The sequence below is a fragment of the Bacillus sp. CH30_1T genome (assembly GCF_008364765.1).
Classification (GTDB): domain Bacteria; phylum Bacillota; class Bacilli; order Bacillales; family Bacillaceae_B; genus Rossellomorea.
This window is the reverse complement of sequence record NZ_VTUY01000001.1, coordinates 108,990-131,945: the sequence shown is the minus strand read 5'-3', so window position 1 is coordinate 131,945 and position 22,956 is coordinate 108,990. Positions and strand designations below refer to the sequence as shown.

Annotated in this window: 19 protein-coding genes, 1 pseudogene and 1 riboswitch; of the genes and pseudogenes, 14 read left to right on the top strand and 6 right to left on the bottom strand. The window is 41.2% G+C overall.

What is annotated here, in order from left to right:
- Position 1: 1 nt before the first annotated feature.
- The 5 genes from F0342_RS00615 (at position 2) to F0342_RS00595 (ending at position 8,879) form a co-directional block, all read left to right on the top strand.
- Positions 2–4,390 (top strand): discoidin domain-containing protein, encoded by a 4,389-nt coding sequence (locus F0342_RS00615; RefSeq protein ID WP_188048344.1) that lies wholly within the window; start codon positions 2–4, stop codon positions 4,388–4,390.
- 282 nt (positions 4,391–4,672) lie between these two features.
- Positions 4,673–6,142: a spore germination protein gene (locus F0342_RS00610; RefSeq protein WP_149154132.1), complete on the top strand. Its 1,470-nt coding sequence runs from the start codon at positions 4,673–4,675 to the stop codon at positions 6,140–6,142.
- A 19-nt stretch (positions 6,143–6,161) separates the two neighbouring features.
- The gene (locus F0342_RS00605; protein WP_149154131.1) at positions 6,162–7,247 is read left to right on the top strand and encodes a GerAB/ArcD/ProY family transporter; all 1,086 of its coding nucleotides are present in this window, start codon (positions 6,162–6,164) and stop codon (positions 7,245–7,247) included.
- Positions 7,240–8,325: a Ger(x)C family spore germination protein gene (locus tag F0342_RS00600; RefSeq protein ID WP_149154130.1), complete on the top strand. Its 1,086-nt coding sequence runs from the start codon at positions 7,240–7,242 to the stop codon at positions 8,323–8,325. Before F0342_RS00605 ends, F0342_RS00600 begins: the two co-directional genes overlap by 8 nt.
- 356 nt (positions 8,326–8,681) lie before the next feature.
- Positions 8,682–8,879 (top strand): hypothetical protein, encoded by a 198-nt coding sequence (locus tag F0342_RS00595; protein WP_149154129.1) that lies wholly within the window; start codon positions 8,682–8,684, stop codon positions 8,877–8,879.
- A gap of 322 nt (positions 8,880–9,201) precedes the next feature.
- Here F0342_RS00595 and F0342_RS00590 read toward each other — a convergent pair whose 3' ends face one another.
- Both F0342_RS00590 and F0342_RS00585 read right to left on the bottom strand, forming a co-directional pair.
- Positions 9,202–10,068, bottom strand: a complete 867-nt coding sequence (locus F0342_RS00590; RefSeq protein ID WP_149154580.1) for an RNA polymerase sigma-70 factor — start codon at positions 10,066–10,068, stop codon at positions 9,202–9,204.
- On the bottom strand, positions 10,068–11,354 hold the full coding sequence (locus F0342_RS00585) for a phytoene desaturase family protein (protein ID WP_149154128.1): 1,287 nt from the start codon (positions 11,352–11,354) through the stop codon (positions 10,068–10,070). Before F0342_RS00585 ends, F0342_RS00590 begins: the two co-directional genes overlap by 1 nt.
- A gap of 452 nt (positions 11,355–11,806) precedes the next feature.
- Here F0342_RS00585 and F0342_RS00580 point away from each other — a divergent pair, with 452 nt between their 5' ends.
- The gene (locus tag F0342_RS00580; RefSeq protein WP_149154127.1) at positions 11,807–12,322 is read left to right on the top strand and encodes an SRPBCC domain-containing protein; all 516 of its coding nucleotides are present in this window, start codon (positions 11,807–11,809) and stop codon (positions 12,320–12,322) included.
- 57 nt (positions 12,323–12,379) lie between these two features.
- Here F0342_RS00580 and F0342_RS00575 read toward each other — a convergent pair whose 3' ends face one another.
- Positions 12,380–12,817, bottom strand: a complete 438-nt coding sequence (locus F0342_RS00575) for a hypothetical protein (protein ID WP_149154126.1) — start codon at positions 12,815–12,817, stop codon at positions 12,380–12,382.
- Positions 12,818–13,009: 192 nt separating this feature from the next.
- Here F0342_RS00575 and F0342_RS00570 point away from each other — a divergent pair, with 192 nt between their 5' ends.
- The 8 genes from F0342_RS00570 (at position 13,010) to F0342_RS00535 (ending at position 19,344) form a co-directional block, all read left to right on the top strand.
- Entirely contained in the window at positions 13,010–13,705 is a 696-nt protein-coding gene (locus tag F0342_RS00570) for a response regulator transcription factor (protein ID WP_149154125.1), read from the top strand.
- Positions 13,695–15,083 (top strand): sensor histidine kinase, encoded by a 1,389-nt coding sequence (locus tag F0342_RS00565; RefSeq protein WP_149154124.1) that lies wholly within the window; start codon positions 13,695–13,697, stop codon positions 15,081–15,083. Before F0342_RS00570 ends, F0342_RS00565 begins: the two co-directional genes overlap by 11 nt.
- A gap of 88 nt (positions 15,084–15,171) precedes the next feature.
- Positions 15,172–15,271, top strand: a riboswitch (purine riboswitch).
- Between the two features lie 53 nt (positions 15,272–15,324).
- The gene (add, locus tag F0342_RS00560) at positions 15,325–16,320 is read left to right on the top strand and encodes an adenosine deaminase (RefSeq protein WP_149154123.1); all 996 of its coding nucleotides are present in this window, start codon (positions 15,325–15,327) and stop codon (positions 16,318–16,320) included.
- 162 nt (positions 16,321–16,482) lie between these two features.
- Positions 16,483–16,659 carry a hypothetical protein gene (locus tag F0342_RS00555; RefSeq protein ID WP_262481580.1) on the top strand — a complete coding sequence of 59 codons (177 nt, stop codon included), beginning with the start codon at positions 16,483–16,485 and terminating at the stop codon, positions 16,657–16,659.
- Between the two features lie 300 nt (positions 16,660–16,959).
- On the top strand, positions 16,960–17,301 hold the full coding sequence (locus F0342_RS00550) for a PadR family transcriptional regulator (RefSeq protein WP_149154121.1): 342 nt from the start codon (positions 16,960–16,962) through the stop codon (positions 17,299–17,301).
- Positions 17,298–18,284, top strand: a complete 987-nt coding sequence (locus F0342_RS00545; protein ID WP_149154120.1) for an HAAS signaling domain-containing protein — start codon at positions 17,298–17,300, stop codon at positions 18,282–18,284. The genes F0342_RS00550 and F0342_RS00545 overlap by 4 nt, the downstream gene beginning before the upstream one ends.
- A gap of 325 nt (positions 18,285–18,609) precedes the next feature.
- Complete coding sequence (locus F0342_RS00540; protein ID WP_149154119.1) at positions 18,610–18,897, top strand: DUF4181 domain-containing protein; 288 nt, start codon at positions 18,610–18,612, stop codon at positions 18,895–18,897.
- 186 nt (positions 18,898–19,083) lie between these two features.
- The gene (locus F0342_RS00535) at positions 19,084–19,344 is read left to right on the top strand and encodes a CPCC family cysteine-rich protein (RefSeq protein WP_149154118.1); all 261 of its coding nucleotides are present in this window, start codon (positions 19,084–19,086) and stop codon (positions 19,342–19,344) included.
- Between the two features lie 261 nt (positions 19,345–19,605).
- Here the strand turns inward: F0342_RS00535 and F0342_RS00530 are convergent, their stop codons facing one another.
- The 3 genes and pseudogenes from F0342_RS00530 to F0342_RS00520 all read right to left on the bottom strand — a co-directional run.
- Entirely contained in the window at positions 19,606–20,274 is a 669-nt protein-coding gene (locus tag F0342_RS00530) for a Type 1 glutamine amidotransferase-like domain-containing protein (RefSeq protein WP_149154579.1), read from the bottom strand.
- A 954-nt stretch (positions 20,275–21,228) separates the two neighbouring features.
- Positions 21,229–22,590, bottom strand: coding sequence for a penicillin binding protein PBP4B (gene pbp4b / locus F0342_RS00525; RefSeq protein WP_149154117.1), 1,362 nt, complete (start codon positions 22,588–22,590; stop codon positions 21,229–21,231).
- Between the two features lie 89 nt (positions 22,591–22,679).
- Positions 22,680–22,930: pseudogene (locus F0342_RS00520) on the bottom strand (PTS transporter subunit EIIC); the annotation flags it as partial.
- Between the last annotated feature and the right edge of the window lie 26 nt (positions 22,931–22,956).

The following is a 22,956-nucleotide window of genomic DNA, read 5'->3' as shown; positions in this document are numbered from 1 at the left end:
GATGTTGTTTAGAAAAGCAAATAAGTTTAAAAGATTTGCCTCACTGTTATTGGCACTCATGATGGTCCTATCGTTTATTCCGACTAATATAACGAAAGCTAGTGAAGATGCCGGTGGTCCTTCCATCGGGAAAGTAAGCGGGATAGATAAGAAAGGTAGTGATGTCTTCATTGAACTGTCAACCGGTGAAGGAATCAAAATGAGCTTTCTAAAAGAAAATGTGTTCAGGTTACATCTTGATCCCGACGGAAAATTCCCAGAATATCCGACACCTAATAAACCGGATCATGAAACCAAAATCGTGGATAAAGATCAAGAGGAATACAACAAGGAGTATGGGGAAACACGCATAAGAATAAAGGAAGATTCCCATTTTTATCGAATCACGACGAAAGTATTGGAATTGAAGATTTCAAAAGCAGACTCTAAGATGAGCCTAATGGATAAAAAAAGAAACAAGATCCTTTGGAGCGAAAAAGAGCCACTTACTCTGGCAGAGAATAAAACGGTTCAGACATTGAACACCAAAGGAGACGAATATTTCTATGGAGGAGGACAGCAGAACGGCTATTATTCTCATAAAAATACAAAAATCAACATTGCCATTGGCGGCGGTTGGGATGCGGGTTCTGCTTCAAGTCCCGTTCCCTTTTACTTGAGTACAGAAGGATACGGTGTGATGAGGAATACGTTTAAGCCTGGAGTCTATGATTTCTCCGAAACGGCCACCTTCTCGCATCAGGAAAACAGGTTTGATGCCTACTACTTCGTTGAGGATTCCATCCCGGAGATCATTGACGAATATACCGAGCTGACCGGAAAAGCAGCATTGATGCCGGAGTATGCGTTTTACCTTGGGCATGCGGACTGCTTTAATGGGGTCCATAATGGTCATAAGGATAAGAGAACCCTTCTTGGCAAGGGGATGGACACATTGAATGAGTACGTGAACAAGGATATGCCGATAGGCTGGTTTTTGCCGAATGATGGATATGGATGTGGCTATAATGGCTTGGACAATCTGAATAACTTTGTGGATGAAGCAAATGATCAGGATGTTGAAGTCGGTCTCTGGACACAAAGTAACCTGTACCCTGATCCGAATCTCCCTGAGGACAGTCCATTGCAAAGGGATCTTGATGGCGAAGTACAGGCAGGAGTAAGAGCCATCAAAACCGACGTTGCTTGGGTTGGGCAGGGCTATTCCATGGCCCTAAACGCCACGCGCCAGGCAGCAGAAGGAATCGAGAAGCAGGAGAATTCAGGTGGTGCACGTCCGTTTGTCATTAGTCTTGACGGCTGGGCAGGCACCCAGCGTTACGCTACCCTTTGGTCAGGCGACCAATATGGAGGCGAGTGGGAGTATATCCGCATGCATATCCCCACTTATATCGGAGCAGGGTTGTCCGGTAATCCGAATGTCGGATCCGATATGGACGGTATTTTCGGAGGGGATCCTGTCATCCAGACAAGAGATTTTCAGTGGAAAGCCTTTTCACCTATCCAAATTGATATGGACGGCTGGGCATCTTCAGGAAATGATTACAGCAAATCAAAGAATCCGTGGAATTATGGCGAACCTTACACATCCATTAACCGCATGTATCTAAAGTTGAAGTCTCAAATGATGCCGTATATTTACACCATTGCCGAGGAATCGACTTCGACATCGATGCCATCGGTCAGAGGGATGATGCTTGAGTATCCGGAAGATCCATTTACGTATGGCACGGAAACACAGTATCAGTATATGTGGGGTCCCAATTTATTGGTAGCTCCTGTATACAATGAAAAGGATCAGGAGGCGGGAGTACGCAACGGAATCTACCTGCCGGATAAGGACCAGATTTGGATTGACTATTTTACAGGGGAACAACATAAAGGTGGAGCCGTAGTCAATCATATCGATGCTCCATTATGGAAAACACCTGTATTCGTCAAGAATGGTGCGATCATCCCGATGGCTCCGGCCAATAACTCGATTAATGAGCTAGACGGTTCCGAGAATAGAATATTTGACATCTATCCATCAGGGAAATCAGAGTTTACCCTTTATGAAGATGACGGAAAGACAATTGACTATAAATCCGGAAAGAATACAAAGACCAAAATTACATCCGTTGTTGCAAACGATAAAGCGAAAATCACCGTCCATAAAGCCAAAGGAAAGGGCTACGATGGGATGGTGAAAGATAGGGGAACAGAATTCCTCATCAACACCCGCAAACAGCCTGAATCCGTCACCGTAAAAGTCGGGGGCAAGAATGTGAAGCTGAAAAAAGCCGGGTCGGAAAGTGTTTACAATCAGTCAGAAAATGTGTACTTCTATAATGAAAGTCCGAACTTGAATACCTATGCAACGGAAGGATCCGAGTTTGACGAAACCAAGATTTCAACGGCACCTAAGCTTTATGTGAAGGTTGGGAAGACGGATATTACGAAGAAAGCCGTGCGTCTAACTGTAAATGGGTTCGATAATACCGAGGTGAAGGAAATCATTGATGAAGAAGTCCCTGCTGTCCCTGCAGGACTTGGAGCAGATGATGAAACGATCACGGATAAAAGCATTACCCTTCACTGGGATGAGGTCGAAGGAGAAAATATTTCCTATGATCTTAAAATTGGTGGAATGATCTATAGAAACGTGTTTGTGGAAAAAGAGGGAGAGAATCAGCCGTATTTCGAGCATGAAGATTTGGATTTCGATACGGAATACAGCTATCAAATCCGGGCAGTCAATTCCAAAGGTGCTTCGGAATGGAGTGATGAAGTCACTATTAAAACCAAGCTTGATCCGTTCCGGAATGTACCGGAAAACATGACCGCCACAGCTTCGAGTCATCAACCTGGAAGTGAAGCATCGAAAGCGGTAGATGGGGATGCAGGTACACAATGGCACACACAATGGTTCTCTGGGAATGTCCCTCCTCATACGTTTGAAATCGATATGAAGCTTGAGTATCAATTAGATCAGTTTGAATATGTACCAAGGCCTGACGCAGGGAATGGTACCATCCTGAAATATGACCTTGAAGTCAGCCTTGACGGAAAAGCATATAAGAAGGTTGTGACCGATGGAACGTTTGAGAGAAGCAAAGACATAAAGACCATCCCATTCAATGAGGATGTAACGGCACGCTATATTAAATTGACGATAAAGGATGCGGTCGGAGGGTTTGGTTCTGCCCAAGAATTCAGGCCATACCAAAAGGATAAAACGGAAGGGATGGTTGTAGGCGAAAACATCCCGAATGGTGCCATCGATGAGGAGGATCTCCTGTTCTTTGCGAGTTATATGGGCGTGGACAGTACAGATACATCCTGGGATCAGGTTTCAAAGGTAGACATTAATTATAATGAAGTTATCGACGCATACGATCTAATGTATGTAGCAGGTCAGCTGGGTGAGACAAAGCTTGAGGACACCGGGCGTCCAGTGGCTGGAATGTTGAACATTCGTCCTGATAAACAAGAGCTAAAGGCAGGAGAAGAAGTGACAGTGGAGATCATCGGTGCCGGGATGAAGGATATCAATGCATTCAATCTTGAGATGGAAATTGACCCGAACAAATATGAAATCATCACAAATTGCGAATCCGAAGACGGCTGCGGGGATAGAGTTGCTGCTCCTACAGATGCCACGAAGGAAATGTTGAATTATTCAATTCTAGCAGGAATCGGTAACGATAAGCAAAGGATCATGACCGCCTTTTCCAATAAAGGCTCACAAGCTACACTGGAAGCTACATCCACTCTCGCTGTCATTAAACTGAAAGCGAAGCAAGATGGGACGTTCGATATTCAGATTACAAGATCATTGCTTGTGAATACTGACTTTGACACTATTGATCGGATAGGGGATGTCTTACAGCCCGGTGAAGAACCTGGCGAAGTCGAGCAGCCTGAAGAATCAGAAGAGCTGCTCCTGACAGCAAGGGATATGACCGTGACAGGCGAAGCAGATAAGATGCAGGATGGAGCGGCGGCGTTTCCCCGATTGATAGACGGAGAAATCAGCGAATCATCCCTTGCCGAATTGAAGTGGAGCATTACGGAAGCAGACGGAATATCCCTGCCACTGACAGTCGACTTTACCTTCAATGACCCACAGGAGCTGACGACATTTGAAGTCTTTAACAGATCGCTCTACACCAATGGGAAAATCAAAAAGCTTCGCGCAATCGGAACAGATGAAGAAGGGAATGAGTACGACCTCGGAACGAAGGAAGTACTCACCACCGATCAAAAGGTACAATTTGAATTAACAGAAGAAAGTACAAAGATGAAAAAAGTGACCATTGTATTCGAAGAATCACATAGTGGTCCGCTCATGCTATCCGTTGCAGAAGTGCAATTCCGGACCAAAAACAGCGCTTACCAGGGAGAATAGCGAACAACATAGTTTAGAAAAACCATGGACTACTTATCCATGGTTTTTCTTTTGCAGATTAACAGGGGTCGGTTCCTACTCTACTCAAAGGAGTTCCCCTTTTTAATTAGCAAGAGGTTTTAATTTGTTGAAGAACAAACAAATAATGCTAATACAGATGAGGAAATTACATTTATATAAGGGTTTACAGAACGTCCCCGTCTAAGCTCTTTAACTACATTAGTTTTGCATAAATTCTCCAGCTTCACACACAATAAGAAAAATCGATGTAGGGGGGGTTTTATGAAGCTAAAAAGTGACGATAAGAACAATCAAAATTGGGTTGAAATTCTTTCAGACTCAAATGACTTTGTCCATTTCCATACATCAATAACAGATGGAGAACCATATTGGATTTCATATTATCGTACGCTTAGTTCTTCAGACATCTTACATCAAGATGTTCTTCCCTATTTACAGGATCAGATTTCATTAAAAGAGTTAATGAGAAAAATCCCAGTTCAAGAAAGTATTCTTACTAGGGATACAGATGAAATTATCCAGAACATTATGAATGGATATATGGCTATTCAAATATATCCCCATAATGAAGATTGTTTATTAGTGAATATTGCGAACAGTAAATTTCGTGATATCGGCATGCCGACATTGGAATCCTCTGCAATAGGACCGCAGACTGGGTTTATAGAGGAAATCGATACGAATATTAATCTTATCCGCAAAAGATTGCCTATGCCAGAACTTATCGTCAAGGAATTGAAGGTCGGAAAATTATCGAATACGAAAGTAGCTGTCTTATATGTGAAAGGGATTGCTGATAAGGAAAATGTAAACACCGTAATCCAAAGGATCAATGATATACAATATGATCATATTCAGGACAGTTCCTATGTCTCAGCCATGATTGAGGACAATTCAAATTCTTTGTTTCCACAGTCAATTTCAACGGAAAGAGCAGACAGGGTGGCTGCTGGTCTTACGGAAGGAAAAATAATCATTGCGGTTGACGGATCTCCAAACCTGGTTATCCTCCCAGTAACTATTATGGAATCCTTTATTGCAATGGAAGATTATAGCTATTCTTGGATTATAAGCAATTTTTTTCGGCTATTGCGATTTTCTGCCATTTTTATCTCATTTTTTATTACTCCGATGTACGTGGCAATCATGACCTATCATTACGAACTGATTCCAGCTCGATTACTTGAGCCCCTTGTAGGGTCAAGGGCAACGGTCCCCTTTCCTCCATTTATGGAGGCTCTGTTTTTAGAGCTAATGATTGAAATGGTAAAGGAAGCAGGGATTCGTTTACCATTAAAAATTGGGCAATCACTTGGTGTTGTTGGTGGGATTGTCATTGGGCAAGCCGTTGTGGAAGCCGGTTTAACCAGTAATGTATTGTTAATTATCGTGGGACTCGGAACATTAGCTTCATACACATCTCCTGTGTATAAGTTTAGTAACACCATCCGTTTTATTAAGTTTCCAGTCATTTTTCTTGCTGCTTGGATGGGCTTATTAGGTATCTTTCTATGCTTGATTTTTACATTGATCCATTTGCTAAGGTTGACATCACTTGGACGACCTTATTTAAGTCAGTTTCCTTTACGAATCACTTCATTTCAAGATCTATGGGTAAGACTCCCTTTTTCCATGCAGAAAGATAATCCAAAAACCTTACGACCACAACAAAAGAAAAAATTTGTAGACAGCAAGAAACATCCTGAGCCATTGAATGACTTTTATGAATAATTTTATAGGGTGATTACTTTTGAAAGTAGATATAAGGCACCAAGTCTCTCCTTATTTAGTCTTCTTTATCATTTACAATTCCCAAGTGGGCGTTGGAATTTTAAGTTTTCAAAGAACGATTGCAGAGAAAGCAGGATATGATGCATGGATTAGTGTCTTAGCCGCAGGATGCTTGGTCCAGGCTTTCATTTGGGTTATGTATAAACTGCTAGGAAAAGCAGATGGGGATATTATTGACGTACATACCGCTGCCTTCGGTAAGTTTCTTGGGAGATTCTTAAGTTTTTTCATTATCATTTACTACGGTTTAGCAAGCATTTCGGTCATGCTTGCATACATCGAAATTATTCAAGTGTGGATGTTTCCAGCGTTACCATCCTGGGTTATCTCCACTTTGATTCTAATGTTAGTCTACTATTGTATTTCCGGAGGATTCCGCGTCGTTGTAGGTTTGTCTTTCTTGTCTTTTATATTTCCGCAAGTATGGATAATGGTATTGTATTTTTTTCCATTGAAAATTGCACAGTTTTCAAACCTGCTGCCAATGATGAATCACTCCTTAATGGACATGTTGGACTCCATTAAGAGTTCGATGTACACCATAGCTGGTACAGAGGTGCTATTAATGTTCTATCCATTCATCAGGAATCCTGATGAATCCAAAAAGTTTGCTCATCTTGGTGTCCTTTTTACTACAGTACTCTATACCATTTCTTGTATTGTTTCGTTCACATTTTATAGTGAAGATCAATTAAAGACGACAATTTGGCCTGAGCTTTCGATTACTAAAATAATAAAGTTCTCTTATTTGGAACGATTTGAATACTTGTATATCTCTATGTATTCAGTCATTGTTACGGCATTGATTTCACTTTTGTTATGGTGCTCATGCAGAGGGTTAAAGAAAATTTTCAATATGAAACAGAAGTATGCATTACTGATTCTAAGCTTAGTAAGTGTATTGATTTGTCAATTATCAAACGAGACTGTCAAGGAGTTAATTGATACTTCTGTCACTCAAATGAATCTATACATCTTTTACATCTATATTCCTCTGCTCCTGCTTTATTTTACTTTGCTTAAAAGGGGGAATCAAAGTGGTTAATCGTGCTGCCATTTCGATGCTCAGTATTTTACTATTATCAGGTTGTTCCTTACTTCCCACCAAAATTGTAAATGAGATTGGTATGATACAAGGAGTCGGCTATGACTTGGCCGACGAAGGAGGCGTAATGGGAACCGTTGTGTTTCCAATTATTAAGAAAGACCAACCTTCCAATACTGAAATCAAATCCTCCATCGGACAATCCAGTAAAGAAATACGGACAAATATAAATAATGAATCACAAATTCGCTTAGTAAGCGGACAACTCAGGTTTGCTCTTTATGGGAAGGAACTAGCGGAAAATGGTATAAATGATTTTATAGATACCCTAAACCGTGATCCATCTATCGGAAGTTTGGTTCAATTGGCCATTGTTGATGGTAATACTAAAGAGTTATTAAACTTGAATAAATATAAAAAGGAGAATATCTCCATTTATCTTCAAGAATTGCTGGATCAAAACATGGAATCCGGGCAGCTTCCCCACACCAATTTACAAACTTTCTTATTTCAATTATTTCAAATAGGCCAGGATCCGTATTTACCTATAGTAAAAAATGTAAACGGCAGTATCAAAATCACAGGAATGGCCATTTTTAATTATGATAAATATATTACGTCAATACCAATGGAAGATATTTATATATTCAAATCATTAGTTGATAATAACACAGGTGACGGATTCCAAAGGTTTACATTTGAAAATGGAGACAAAGTTGTTCTGGAAACTCTTTATTCAAATCCACAATATAAGGTCAAAATTGTGCAGGGCAAACCGGAGTTTACCATTAATCTTAAAATGAGAACAAAACTACAAGAATTTTCTTCCTCTAAGAGAAAAAGGCAGTCTTTTAATAAAAAGAATTATCAAAAGGAGATAGAGCAGCAAATAGAAAAAAAGGCTGACAAAATCATCACGCAACTAAAAGAGGAGAAAGTTGATCCACTAGGTTTAGGTGTGAAATATAAGGAACATTATCGTAAATTTAACAAAGAACAATGGGAAACGTATTATCCAAACGTAAATGTTTCTGTTAAGGTAAATTTGGAAATCCAACAAACAGGTACCATCGATTAATCAGTTTCTTCCCCTTAGAAATTGTGTTTTAGTGATCAAAATGTCTTGAAGAATTAGCTCAAGAGAAATCTTGCATTTCTTCAAGATTGGGGAACAAACTTACTAACTGAATAATCGATAAATGGTAAAAAAACAGCTGGCTTAGACGTGAGTGCCAGCTGTCTCTTTGCGTTTGATTGATAGAGTGAGGACAAAGGGTGCTCTGCCTACATAGAAAAACCAATTTAAGCTTCCCTTAACCTTCCCTTAAGTTTCCTATAAGGGAAATATTGTATCCTCTATCTATGAACCTTCAAACATTCCATATTACACAGACAAAGTGTAAGAAATCCATTACCTAGATAAGGATGATGATGATGGAGAAACAAAAAGAGCAACTATACTTCCTCGGATACTTTCTTGTATTCCCACTCATATTCATCACGAGCTTGTTGTTATGGGGGTTTGTGATAAAAGGAAATGGACTATGGACCGTGATAACAGATGCGTTATCGATCATAGGAATCTATTATATCCTTACGAGTATCATCTTTAGCTTTATTATGAGGAAATAGGTGAAGATTGAAAGATCTATGGCATGACATATGCCATATTCAATTGTTCCTCAAACTAAGGATTTAAAAAATGAAGGTAGGAAGAGAAAGGTTGTGAATGACATGTTTTATGGAACAATCATTCTAGTTGGTTTCATAGTTTTAGTAGTATATTTCATTTCTAGATTTAGAAAAAAAGGTAGAGGTCATAACTAAAGAGAAGTCTCATATTGGTGCCCGCCCCCGGTACGGTAAAGCTTTAGCGGTTGGGGGGGCAGGCACCGTTTTTTATTGTATTAAAAGGGGATTTGTATGCGTTGCTATTTCTAAAGAGAACTGCAATCTATTGCAAATGTCGCAGTTTATCCGGATTAGCAACCGTATAGATCGTCTGTATTTGATTGCCACTGAAGGTAAAGGAGTACACATATTGTAAGTGGTCATCAATTGTTAATATCAGTCCTGGTAGACTGTTGACAGATGTATAGTTGATAGTGAACTTGCCTGCATACAGTTTCATTAGGTTTTGGAGCAATTGAACGACTCTGTTAGCACCGAAAATAGGAACTTGTGCAGCTTTTACTTTGCCGCCGCCATCCGAGTACATAGCGACATCTTCGCTGACAAGGTCCAATAATTGATTTACGTTTCCATTTAAGATGGACTGTACAAACTCTTTGACTGTAGATTCGGCTATGGAAATCGAAGGCTGTTTCTTAAGGTCGTACTCCATGCTTTTTTTCGCACGGTGGAAAATTTGCCGGCAGTTCGCATTGCTTTTTCCAAGAATCTCAGCGATATCATCATAAGCGTATTGAAAAACTTCTCGAAGCAAAAAGACGGCTCGTTCTATCGCGTTTAGCTGTTGTAATAATAGTAAATAGGCTGTAGAGATGGATTCTTGTTGAAGGAAGGCATGGGTAGGATCGTTAGGTGAATTCTCTCCTTCAAGCAATGGTTCCGGAAGCCACGGTCCGACATATACCTCACGTTTCTTGGCGGATGACCGTATTAGATCCAGACAGCGATTGGTTACGATCTTACATAGATACGCTTTTTTGTTTTCAATTTGTTCGCGGTTGGGAAGCTGGTCAAAGGTAATAAACGCTTCTTGGACAATATCCTCTGAATCCATCACGCTGCCTAACATACGGTAGGCTAATGAAAAAAGCAAAGGTTGATAGGTTTGATAAAGTCCTTCCATACTCATCATTTGATTTCCTCTCTAGTGTTTAGTAAATGTGAAATGGCTCGCTTAGCGCTAGCTACGGATGCATCAACGAGAAGCTCGCCATGTGAAGCCCAGTCACCAGCAACATAAAGCCCCTCAATTTCAGGGACTGCAGGGCCAGGATCTTCCGTTCTTTTCATATGAGGAAAATCGTGGACTACCGTCATTTTCGGTAGGAACTGTCTTATCACTAATTCATTCCGCCAACCGGGTTGAACCACATCTAACATTTGTTCCAACTCAGCCTCATCCTTTGCTGCATCTGGTTGCGGCCCTTGATATTTAAAAAGCGATATCAGTTGTGTCCCATCATCACTCAAGATAGCTGGCCTTGGTTTACCCTCCCGTGATTGGTTGGTAAGGAAAATGGACTGATCCAATCCATAGATGAATTGGTGCCTTGGCTTAGGCAGCTGGCGCAAACCAACATCCAGACAGGCAACCGTAACAGGAATCGATTGATTGTGCCACGTGTGAAGGGCGGTTTGATCTGCATGAGGAACTAGCTTGTGAGAAATAGAGGGTGGCGTAGTTAGTATGACATTCAATGCTTCTATTCTAGTACCATCTTGACATAAAATCGAGTGTACTTTTTGATCTTGATGTTCGATTACCCCCACCTTACGATCACTAACCAGTTCCACTCCCAGTTGGACAGCAAGTTCACGCAGTTCTTCTACAAGTGTCCCCCATCCTTTATCGAGATACAGGACCCCTTGAAGAGAACGCTGCAGTTGCTTTAAGGCAGGACCGGCAGCGTGTAATTCAGGTGCAAGAACATAAGTGGATGTTCGAAGCAGTGAATAGAACACGTTGCGCAACATGGGATCATGCAATTGAGTTTCAATCCAATCCCGGATACTGATTTGGTCCCAAGCACTTGTATCCATTTTTCCTAATTTAATGAACCATTTTGCCAATTCGACCTTTCCTGCCCAACTTAGGAGCGGCGTTTGAAAAAAAGAGGAGGTGTTCGTTGGTAAAGGGACGATTTGTTCTTTCCACATCCCGTGAGCGTTAATAGAGGGTGAGCTTCCCTCAAGTCGTAACCCGAGTTCGCGGAAAGCTTCATACGCTTCCCCTTTATACAGTGCATGACTGCCCAAGTTGAAATATACCCCCTGCTTTTTATTGGTGATGGCTCTGCCTCCAAATCGCTTTTGCTGTTCCAATACAAGGGTTCGTTTTCCTGCTTTTGCTGCATAGACGGCAGCCGTTAATCCAGCGATTCCTCCACCTACAATGGCCACTTCATATTTTACCATCTTCATCATCCTTTTCGGTTATTTACTGATATAACGGATAAGTGAATGATTCTGTGACAAAATGGGAAGCATGGGGACGGTTCTGGTGCTTCCTCTTAAGGTGAAAAGAAGCACCAGAACCGTCCCAGTGCTTCCTCACTTCTGTTGAAAATAGAAACTCATCAAGAATCTCAAAACCAAAGAAGGAAATAAGGAATCTTTGAAGAATAGTACAAGCGGATACTGGTTTCTTACAGGCTGTTGATCCCATTCTTGCTTTTAGGTTCTTTTCCAGATATCATGTCGGCTATTGATTTGACATGTGTCATGTATTCTCTATCGCAATGGGTGATCCTTGGGTATTTTTCATCATAGGGTATATTTGCAGTGTCCAAGTTTTTCGCCGTACAAACGAAATACCGTTTTATGATGTGATTCGAATCAAAATACTCTAATGTTCGGGAGGAAATGAAATGACCAGCAATACGTTGACTTCAAGGGTGGAGAATGATCGGGTACTTGTGCTTGAGCGAGATTTTGATGCGCCGCGTGAGCTAGTGTTTACTATGTTTAAAGACTCTGAACATCTCAAACAGTGGTGGGGACCAAGAGGCTGGGAGCTTCCGGTATGTAACGTGGATTTCCGTCCAGGAGGTGTGTGGCACTTCTGCATGAAGTGCGCTGATCAAAATCAAGGAGAATACTTCGGAATGGAATCTTGGGGAAAAGGGGTTTACAAGGAGATCATCGAGCCGGAGAAGATCATCTACGTCGATTCCTTCTCAGATCCGGAAGGCAATACGAATGAAGACATGCCATCGACTACTAATACATTGGAATTCATCGATTTGGGTGGCAGGACGAAGCTGATCAACCGTGCTGAATATGATTCGGCAGAGTCTCTCAAGACCGTTACTGACATGGGTGTGATAGAAGGCATCTCCGAAACGTGGGACCGCTTGGAGGAAGCCCTTCAGAAGTTGAAATAAAGAAATTAAGGACGGACCTCCTACTTTAGCGAGGTCCGTCCCTCTTTCAATTCCATCTCAACGTTTCTTCAAAAATTCCTTAGCAAGTACATAATCAGGATCTAATGACAGCATCCTTCTCGCCGTATCATATGCTTCCTCTTCACTGACTACTTTATCGGGGATATGATGCAAAAATAACAGATTGGATAAATACCTGATATCTTGTCGATCGGTTAACTCTACACATCGCCTTGCATGATAAAGGGCAGCGTAATAAGCACCGTCCAGGTAACTTAGTGGAATCACCATCAATCTAAACGCCATCTCATGTAACTCAACGTTTTCCTCTTCGACTAGTAAACTCATAATGAATGCGTAATTCGTTATACTTGAATCCTTGAAGGCCATTTCCATCAGTTCTCCATCAAGTTCTGAATAGGAAAGTTCATTCGTCATTTCTTTTGCTTCTTCAAAATGTCCTTTTATGATGAACTCATTTAGTTTGTTTGTCATGTTCATTACCCACCAATTATTCCTTTATTTAAAATGGCCAGTTTTCAAGGACCATTAACTAATTCATTGTACACGACTTCCTTAACCCCAACCTTAAAGCAACCTTAAATTAACCATAAATCTCAAAAAACGCTGCCAATTTCATGGTAAAATAGGATGAAAATTTGATTTTACAAGACTGGGAGTAAGGGTATGGCAGAGTTGATTTATATAGCAGAAGATGATGTGGAAATTAACCAATTGATCAGCCTTCATTTGCGGAATGAAGGGTATCGTGTAGAGCAGAGTTATGATGGGGATGAAGTGATCCGTAAGTGCAGGGAGAAGCGACCGAGCCTTCTCATCCTGGACTTGATGATGCCGAAAGTGGACGGCTTTCAGGTGATCAAGGAAGTTCGGAAACGGTGCAAGGTTCCGATCATGCTGCTGACAGCGAGGGCGGATGATGCAGACAAAGTGTTGGGATTTGGGCTGGGGGCAGATGATTATGTCGTGAAGCCCTTCAGTATGGTTGAGCTCGTATCGAGAGTGAATGCCCAGATTCGAAGGTATACGGATTATAGTGTGGTGGAGGAAGAAGGGGTCATTCGCAACGGATCCCTGGAATATGACCCCATCAATCAGACGGTGACGAAGGATGGGGAGCGGCTCTTATTGACCCCGAAGGAGACGAAGTTGGTATCGATTTTCATGAAAAATGTGAACCGGTTGTATACGAAGGCTCAATTGTATGAGCTCGTATGGAATACGGACTACATCGGTGACAGCAATACGATCATGGTTCATATCAGTCGAATCAGAGAACAAATTGAATTAGATCCTAAATCCCCGAACTATATCACGACAGTCAAAGGACTCGGTTATCGGATGGAGGACCATGAAGACTAATCCAATCCTCCTTAAAAAGCCCATATCTATCACCAAACAGTTTTTTATAAACTATGCTTTATTGTTTATCATTCTACTCGGAGTAGGGACGTTCACCCTGGTGGCAAACTTTGTGTATGTCGAGACCGTGTATGAGGACTTGGATCAGGAATTCCTTAAAGGGACGTATGAAGATGCGAAGAAACTGGGGATGAAAGCGGCATTCAAGAAGAATGAGCTGCCGGATCATGCCTACCTTGAAATCGTCAGTCCCGATTATAAGGTGATCGATCAATTCAATAGCCCTCACAAGATCGGGTTTAACTATGGATTGAATGAATTTCTGAAGAATACCGATACGTATGATACGGATTTATATATACCTGAACAGGGTGAAGAGTATCTATTACTCTATTTTCCCGCAGATGACTATTTCCAATTGGATGATGTGTTCTTCTTCACCATCTTCTTTTTCATGGTGTGCTTGATCGTCATCCTGTATTGGTATGTGAAGAGAACATCCGTCCAGCTCATTCAGCCGATTCAGAAGCTTCTGAAGGGGATCGATTCGATTTCAACAGGAAACTATGGAGAGAAAATCGAGTTCGAGGCGAATCAAGAATTGAACCAGTTGAAACATAACATTAACCAAATGGCACAGAAGATCGGCACGGAAATCGCATTGAAGGAAAGGTCTGAAAATTTGAGAAAACAGCTGATCCTGGATATTTCTCACGATCTGAAAACACCATTGACCAATATACAGGGGTACGCTGAAACGTTGACCAGATTGACGAATCTGAGTCGAGCAGATCAGAAGAAATATACCGATATCATCGTGTCAAACAGCAAGAGAGCAAACCGGCTCATCCATGACCTGTTCGACCTGTCGCATATGGATATAGACAGGGACTCGGTTTCGCTTAAGGAATATGATATGGGCGAATGGCTCCGTACCATGCTGTCTTCTTATGTAGAAGAGTTCGAAGAGAAAGGGATGGAGTATCATCTGGATATTACGGAGGAAACTCTGATGGTGAAATTCGATCCTTCAAAGCTTGAGAGGGCGATTACGAACATTATCCATAATGGGATGGCGTACAGTGATGGATATCTGTTCATTTCACTAAAGGAGAAACAGAATCAGGCCGTGATGATCATTGAGGATCGGGGAATAGGGATACCCGCCGACTTCCATGACAAGATATTCGAACCGTTTGTGCGGATGGATGAATCCAGGAATGGTGAGACCGGGGGAACGGGGCTGGGACTTGCTATTGCGAAGAAAATTATCGAGCAAAGTGGTGGATCCATTGAATTGGATGGAACTTATGATGACGGTTGCCGGTTTGTGGTGAGGTTTGCGGATCATGGGGACGGTTCTGCTGCTGCGTCCTGACCTGAAAGGAAGCACGAGAACCGTCCCAGCGCTTCCCCCCAATGCTTCCCCTTGACAACGAATAAAAATTTTATTATCGTAATAAAAAACCTAATACGATTCACACATTCGTATAACTCCAATAATATGGTTTGGAGGTCTCTACCAGGAACCAATAAATCCTGATTACGAAGAAGATACTTTTATTTGTATTTTCTTCGTAATCAGGATTTTTTTATTGAAAAATTGAGGAGGTACAACAATGAATTATTCTATTATGCCCAAAATTGAACTGCACTGCCATTTGGATGGAAGTGTCCGACCCGAGACGATTATTGATATCGCAAAGAGAGAGGGCATCCATATCCCTTCCTTTGATATAGAAGAGATGAAAGAAGAGCTCATTGCCCCGTTAGACTGCGAATCATTGGATGAATACTTAGAGAAATTCTCGATCCCTAATGCCGTTATGCAGTCAAAAGAAAATCTAAAGCGAATTACCTTTGAGCTTTATGAAGATGCGGCAAAAGAAAATGTGAAATATATGGAGGTTCGGTTTGCCCCATTACTTCATACACGAAAGGGGTTATCTGTAGAAGAAATCATTGGAAGTGTGATAGAGGGGATGAAAGAGGCAGAAGGACAATTTGATATTAAAGGGAGTATCATTTTGTCTTGTATGAGAACGATGTCTGCGGAAAGTGCCTTTGAGGTCGTCGAACAGGGTAAGAACTTCCTTGGAAAAGGAGTTGTCGCGATTGATTTATGTGCTTCTGAAGAGGAAGGGTTCTGTGGGAAATTCATTGAACCCATCGCACTTGCCCGGGAATATGGCTACAGAGTCACGATCCACGCCGGTGAAACGGGAATCGGAAGAAATGTGCTCGAGGCTGTTGAATGGTTAGGGGCAGAAAGAATCGGACACGGTGTATATATTACAGACTGTGCAGAAGCTTATCAGATTGTTAAGGAAAAACAGATCGTGCTTGAAATCTGCCCAACGAGTAATGTTCAAACGAAAGCCGTAAACCAATTCCGTGATCACCCATTATACGATTTTCACAGGGACGGGATCAAAATCACCATCAATACAGACAACAGAACGGTATCGGATACAACGATGACGAAGGAATGTGATTTAGTCTGGAATGAATTTGCGATGAGTGATGAGGATTATAGGGAGATTTATATGAATAGTGTGGAGGCTGCTTTTGCGAGTGATGAGGTAAAGGTAGGATTGAAGAAGTATTTGTTGTGAGCCATGGGGACAGGTTCCTTGGCCACATTTTGTATGAGAGCCACGGTACCTGTAACCGTGGTTCCCCTGATTATTTCCAATATTTATGGTATAATAGAATGACAATCAAACGAAAGTGATTTGAGCTTAGCTATTGGTCATGCTATAACCAGGAGTGATATTATGCATAAAGATATCGCAAAATTTGATAATGCTTTTCCTGATGGGGTATTTGCATCCCCAGCACCCGACGAATCCCCAAAAGTGAAAATAAAAGCATTGGACAAATACTGCAAAGAGCACGGCATTAGACCAAAAGATTTAACTGAAGAAGAAATGCAACAGTTTCTAATTTATTAACAAGTCCCTAAGTTTCTAGGGGCTTTTTATTTTGATTTCCTTTACGCTCTGGCTATATATTAAAGTGAATAGGGACGGTTCTACGTTTGGGCCTGCCCCCCAGCACGGTAAAGCTTTGGTACCGGGGGCAGGCCCGTTTTTCATTAGGAATAAGAAGGTTTAAAGAACAACCAACGTTTTTTGATCAATTTCCTTCTTTTTTAAAAAATTGTTCTATTACGCACCTCTATAGTGTATGATACATAGTATAAACAATATAGTGTACGATACACAGTATAATTCAATCAAAGAGGTGAACATATGGATAAGTCACTGCTGACATCTCTGACGACGGAACTGCGGAGGGGGACATTGACCCTGGCGGTATTAAGTCAATTGCGGACACCGCAGTATGGATATTCACTTGTCCAATTACTGGAGAAAAGCGGAATTTCGATGGAGCAGAGTACACTCTATCCACTGCTGCGCCGTTTAGAGAAGCAAGAACTGGTCACAAGCAGCTGGGACCGGTCGGAAAGCAGGCCGAGGAGATATTATGTGCTGAGCGAATACGGCACTGAGATCTTGAGACAGTTACAGACCGAATGGGAAAAGATGTCTGGGGAATTGTCCATTTTATTAAAAGGGGATGAGGAAGGATGAAGCTTGTTGAACTCTATATTCAAGAAGTAATGAGAAGGCTGCCGGAGAAGAACCGGGAGGATATTGCCCTTGAATTGAAATCCACGATTGAAGACATGCTGCCGGAGGATTATACAGAGGATGATGTGAGAGAGGTACTGACTTCACTCGGGAACCCTGCTGTTCTTGCCTCAAACTATCAAGACCGGCCGATGCACCTGATCGGGCCAAGATATTATGATCTGTATATGACGCTCTTGAAGATCATTCTCCCGATTTCTGCTGCTGTCACGTTCATCGTGTTAGCCGTATCATCTGTATTGAGCTACTCAGGGGAAGGAAGTCCAATTGAGATATTCCTGTCCATCGCAGGAAATGGCGTGGTCGAGGTCATCGGAACAGCAATGCAGGTTTTCTTCTGGCTGACCCTCACATTCGCTATCATCGAGCGGACCGTTTCCTCGGACAGTCAGCTTCCAATCACCATGAAAGGAACAGAGTGGACGCCTGATGACTTGAAGGACATCATGTATATCCCGAAAGAAAAACGAATTTCCAAGCTGGAGATTTTCGGAGGTCTGATTTGGACGGTCATCTGGTCAACCTGTTACTTTAAAGCGTCAAGTATCGTCGGATTGTATGAAAAGAGTGACAACGAAAGAATGTTCACTCCATTCTTTGATGGGGATGTGCTCATCGGGTATTGGCCGTTGGTCGTGTTCCTAATTGGCTTGGAGCTTCTCCTGCTTCTTAGAAAATGGAAAGCGGGGGTCTGGACCAGGAAGCTTGCGATCGTGAATGCAGTATATCAGTTCATTCCTGTTCTAGCCTTTATGTTTGTTTTCAGGAACATGGAGGTGCTGAATACAGATTTCATAGATAGGGTACAGGAACTGTTCGACGCCTCTTTCAATTTTCAGTGGCTGTACCTGACCGTATCGGTTGGATTATTGGTCACTGCGGTGGTCAATAGCTATGATGGGTTTAAGAAAGCTTATAAATGAATGGGACGCATGGATTCTATAAATGGAGAAAGGTTCTGATCCGGGAGATTGGAACCTTTTTTACTTGGGTGTTAAATGTTCACATTTTCCTTTAAACTGGGGATACAATAGAATTTGCATAAGAATGGAACAATTTGAAACTTAAGTAATTGTTCTTTCGTCTAATTACTAAAGTCTTATTCAAGCAAAGAGCGGTTTTTTTTAATAGGAGTGGTTTTGTGTTCTGGGTAAAATTTTGTTTGATGGCGATAATTGTTTTTGTGCTTATCTCAATAGTTAAGTTTCTTTTAAGAAAGATTTTTAGAATAGAGAAAGTGAAAAGGAAATTTTTTCCAATAATCATATCAATGAGTCCCATCGTAATGTTGACAAATGGGTGAGGATTCTTACTGCAATCACTCTAATGGGTTTAGCGATTCTAATGTTAAACTATGAAGACTTAACCTACTTATACATAATTGGATTTATCACCTCATTGGCATTGGACTATGCTGTAAGGGCATTCTTTGAATGGAAATCTAGTGAATATCCTAATCAAGCTATTTTAACGCTAGCTGAAATGTTCATGATGTTAACAGCCGTCTTAATTGTATTTCAATTTTGGATTACTTAGTTCTTATCAACCAAAAGGGAGCGGATCTTTATGAAATGCGTTTCTAAAGAACTAAAGTGTTAGGACATTATTCAGAACAAAGGGAACTTCCAAAATGGATGGTGGATGTACGGTTCCTGCCTTCTTAACAATTGAGCAGTTCAGTAAAAATACATAGTAGAATGCATAAAGTACCGAGGTGAGAGTATGAAATTTACTTGTCCTTGTTGTGGTTACAAAACATTAGATGAACAACCGCCATACACTTATGAGATCTGTGAAATCTGTTTTTGGGAAGATGATGGCTACCAATATAAATATCCAGATGAAACAGGTGCCAATTATGTTTCCTTTAGAGAAGCTCAACAAAATTTTATAAAATTTCGTGCTAAAGGTGAAAGAAGTTTGAAGTATGTAAGAACTCCAAATAAATCTGACATAAAAGACCCTAATTGGGAACCATTATAAGTGGGGATTTTATACATGAAGTACATTATTCATGAAACTCTATTATCGAGGTGTTTTATTCTGCAGAAATGCGATCATTGTAATACTAGATTTAGCTGGAATAAAATCTATAAATCTTTTGTATGGACATACAGCGTTAATGAAAACTCAAAATGAAAAAGCCTAATTTCTCAATTTAAGTGAAGAAATCAGGCTTTTTTCAATACTCCATTAATGCAACTTACCTAAATGAAGCGAGCTAGTAGGCGGACCGTCTCGGTATTAAGGGGTGTATAGCTTCCATTGCCCCTCGGAAACAACTTCAACTGCCCCATCGGTCACTTTGATGGCCGTCTGATCGTCAATCGCGTACCCTGGTACTGAGACGCCGGCGGCCCACTTTTCTGCATTGGCCAAGGTATTGTCCGGTAACATCTCGTGGTCTAGGTGAGGAAACAACGCAAAATCCACCAGACCCAGTGCTTTATCTCCCCCTGTGGGCGGACGCCAGCCTACGAATTCTTCGCCGATATTCGGGGCCATCACCATGCTTCCAGCGCTCATTCCCACATAGACTGCATCCAGTGATGGTAAAAGGTCTGCAAGCCCCGATTGCCGCATCCAGTGGTACAGGTAGAGCGCGTCGCCTCCAGACACCAGCAGGACATCCGTCTCCCGGACAAGAGGCACCCAGCGCTCTTCGTCGATGCTTGGCAGCGCTGTGAGCTCTAGAACGCCGACAGACTTCCAGCCCAGGTCGACCATGGGATTCTCGGAATTCCCGCTGATGAACTGCCAGGCTTTGTCTCCAGGACCGACCCAGGGGTGTCCGTACATCGCGGTGGGGATGCACAGAGCGTTGGAGTCGGCGATCGGCTTGCCCAGCATGTCAACCAGCGCTTTGTGTATAGTCGGGTTATTGACACCCGCGGAAGTTAGCAGAAGTTTCATTCCCAACGTTCTTGAGGACTTGGAATCCTCTAAATAATTATGCGACATATGTTTTTCCTCCTTAGGGTACGAACTTTTTCACCTGAATATTTAAGATTATTACGTATTTTTTCTTGATTCCTAACTGCCATATCCTGATAGGTCGTGCATAGAAATCACTTCTTCGATGGTTAAATATCTCCTATTCATTTTATCATGTTCCCTTCATATGTTTTTGTGTATTTACGATAAATAACAATCTATCTGATTATTAATTCAAGTGTTCAAGAATTGAAGAGGTGTTCAATAAAAATGTTTATTTATTCACTAAAGGTTAGTTAAATGTTTAAATATTCAAAAATGTTACAATATACCAAGGGAGAGGATAACTTTGGATATAAGGATTTTCTATCGCATACTTCAAATTATTAGTATTATCGGTATTTTAATAATTTCTTATTTTTGGGTGTGGGATGAACAACTGGTAAAAGTTATTACTTTTTTTGTTATGGTAGTAGTCATAACACTCCTTGTTTATTATTTTTTTAATAAAAAGTTCAAACGGGATAATAAAGATGAATAAAGGCTCCTTTGGCTAATGGGTGCGATAGCTGAAGAACGGGTGGTTGGTTATTAGGTACGGGAATTATGGATAATTATTGATGCGATGGAGCTTCACTTTCATACTGTAATCGGGCGCGATTCTTGAGTAATAAAAAGCCAAATTTCTCAATTCTTATGCTGGGAAATTTGGCTTTTTATATCCTTAACATTGTAACCGCCACGATAGCGACTAATAATAATGCTTTAGAGAAGTGTTGGCAAGGAGATCCGTGAAAAATCATCTCTCGAGTGAGAGTTCCGAAAACCTCCCGATTCGATTCCGAAAAGCCTTCTGAATAAATAAATTTATAAGAGGCACGGCAATCCGCATGCCCTACACATTACGGTGTAATGAATGGGATTCTTGTCTTATTATTTATTTGATTCTAACGCTTCATAAATAGCTGTTACCACACTTCCGTATCTTCCTGTTGCAAAAAGGTCACCGAAAAATTGATTAGAGTTATCAGCAGGATTCACAAGAGGCGAATGCTTTTTATTAGTGAGCAGGACGATTCCTAAGTCCTGTTCAGGGTCAATAATTGTTACCGTTCCTGTCCAGCCTGTATGGCCGTATGCACTTTCGCTTGCGTATTTGCTGAACATCCAGTCCATGCTGTCATCGCCGTTTATTCTCCAGCCGAGACCGTATGTTGAGTTCATCTCAGAAGGCGCAACGAATTCTTCTATCGTTTCATTATTAAAGAGTGATTCATTACCATAACCGCCACCGTTGAGCATGACCTGCAATAGAACTGCGAGATCACTAGTTGTCGAGAATAAGCCTGCATGTCCTGAAACACCTTCCATTGAATAAAATGCTTTCTCATCATGCACTTCTCCTTGAAGCGTGTACGTTCGGATGTTCGGGAAGTTAATAACTCCATCACGTGTGTTACCTAATAGCTCGGTTGCCGCAAAGTCTTTTGACTTGAAGCCTTTTTGCAGCGGATTAAATACCGTATCTTTTAACTTCAAAGGCTTGTACAATTCATTTTCAACGTATTCATCAAGTTTTTGGCCAGTGATTTTTTCCACAATGGTGCCAAGCAGCATATAGTCAACATCACTGTAGACATTTTTTGTCCCAGGCTCATATGTAAGGGGGGTGTTATTAATGTTTTCAATCGTTTTTTCGCGATCCTGAGAATAAAGCTCTTTTGACACGGCAGGATTGTGGTATTGCGGGTCTGGTGTAAATCCAGCAGTGTGATGAAGTACATCAATGATCCGCATCGTATCTTTGCCTTTAATCACGTCTGCTTCTGTATCTTTAAAATCAGGTATGTAATCCTGAACTTTTGCATGAATATCAAGCTTTCCCTCGCTCGCAAGTTTCTGGAGGGCAAAATTCACTGCATACATCTTAGTATTTGAAGCAAGATCAAACAGGGTGTCGTTTTCCATTTTCAAAAACTTTTTAAGCGGTGTATGTCCGTCAAACTTTTGCCTATAGCCGTAACTTTCATTCTTCACGATTTTCCCGTCTTTTATGACAATCAGGGCTGCTCCAGGAAAACCGGCGGCCACTTCTTTTTCAATCAACTGATCCACTTTTTCAAGTTTTTTAGAGGAAAATCCGACTTCCTCCGGCTTTTTTGCTTTTGTTAAAACAGGATACTCAACGTGTGCTTGAGGCGATGCTTTTTCATTTGGTTCTGCAAAAGAAGCAGAAGGTGCAAGTAGTGAGATTGCCAGAACAGAAATTAGTGCAAAGCTTGTCCATTTTTTCATCATGTTTCTCCTTTGAAATCATATTTTTATAGCTTATTAAATTAAACAACCAATTTGTTGACCAGACAGTGTAAGCTTTAGTAGCTAAAAGGTGATCCTCCAAATTTTTTTGCTGCGTTTATTCCGACTAAGATTCCAAGGTAAGAAAACAGACTAGATCGTATAACAGTTTATATAATAGCTAATTATGAATCTGCTACAATCCAGCCTGCTTGAACAATCGTTTTTGTAATACCGGTTATTAATCCTGATGCTACAAGGGCAGGATCAGTGGAATGAAGATGCTTGGGATTCTGCGTAAAAACAGTTTAAAAGGTTTTGTATTCTTTTTACCAATCTCGCATTATATTAATGTTTTCCGGGTTT

Coding starts and splice junctions, on each gene's coding strand:
- F0342_RS00615 (WP_188048344.1), top strand. CDS start 2: ATGTTGTTTAGAAAAGCAAATAAGTTTAAAAGATTTGCCTCACTGTTA.
- F0342_RS00610 (WP_149154132.1), top strand. CDS start 4,673: ATGAAGCTAAAAAGTGACGATAAGAACAATCAAAATTGGGTTGAAATT.
- F0342_RS00595 (WP_149154129.1), top strand. CDS start 8,682: ATGGAGAAACAAAAAGAGCAACTATACTTCCTCGGATACTTTCTTGTA.
- F0342_RS00590 (WP_149154580.1), bottom strand. CDS start 10,068: ATGAGTATGGAAGGACTTTATCAAACCTATCAACCTTTGCTTTTTTCA.
- F0342_RS00585 (WP_149154128.1), bottom strand. CDS start 11,354: ATGGTAAAATATGAAGTGGCCATTGTAGGTGGAGGAATCGCTGGATTA.
- F0342_RS00580 (WP_149154127.1), top strand. CDS start 11,807: ATGACCAGCAATACGTTGACTTCAAGGGTGGAGAATGATCGGGTACTT.
- F0342_RS00575 (WP_149154126.1), bottom strand. CDS start 12,817: ATGACAAACAAACTAAATGAGTTCATCATAAAAGGACATTTTGAAGAA.
- F0342_RS00570 (WP_149154125.1), top strand. CDS start 13,010: ATGGCAGAGTTGATTTATATAGCAGAAGATGATGTGGAAATTAACCAA.
- F0342_RS00565 (WP_149154124.1), top strand. CDS start 13,695: ATGAAGACTAATCCAATCCTCCTTAAAAAGCCCATATCTATCACCAAA.
- add (WP_149154123.1), top strand. CDS start 15,325: ATGAATTATTCTATTATGCCCAAAATTGAACTGCACTGCCATTTGGAT.
- F0342_RS00555 (WP_262481580.1), top strand. CDS start 16,483: ATGCATAAAGATATCGCAAAATTTGATAATGCTTTTCCTGATGGGGTA.
- F0342_RS00550 (WP_149154121.1), top strand. CDS start 16,960: ATGGATAAGTCACTGCTGACATCTCTGACGACGGAACTGCGGAGGGGG.
- F0342_RS00545 (WP_149154120.1), top strand. CDS start 17,298: ATGAAGCTTGTTGAACTCTATATTCAAGAAGTAATGAGAAGGCTGCCG.
- F0342_RS00535 (WP_149154118.1), top strand. CDS start 19,084: ATGAAATTTACTTGTCCTTGTTGTGGTTACAAAACATTAGATGAACAA.
- F0342_RS00530 (WP_149154579.1), bottom strand. CDS start 20,274: ATGAAACTTCTGCTAACTTCCGCGGGTGTCAATAACCCGACTATACAC.
- pbp4b (WP_149154117.1), bottom strand. CDS start 22,590: ATGAAAAAATGGACAAGCTTTGCACTAATTTCTGTTCTGGCAATCTCA.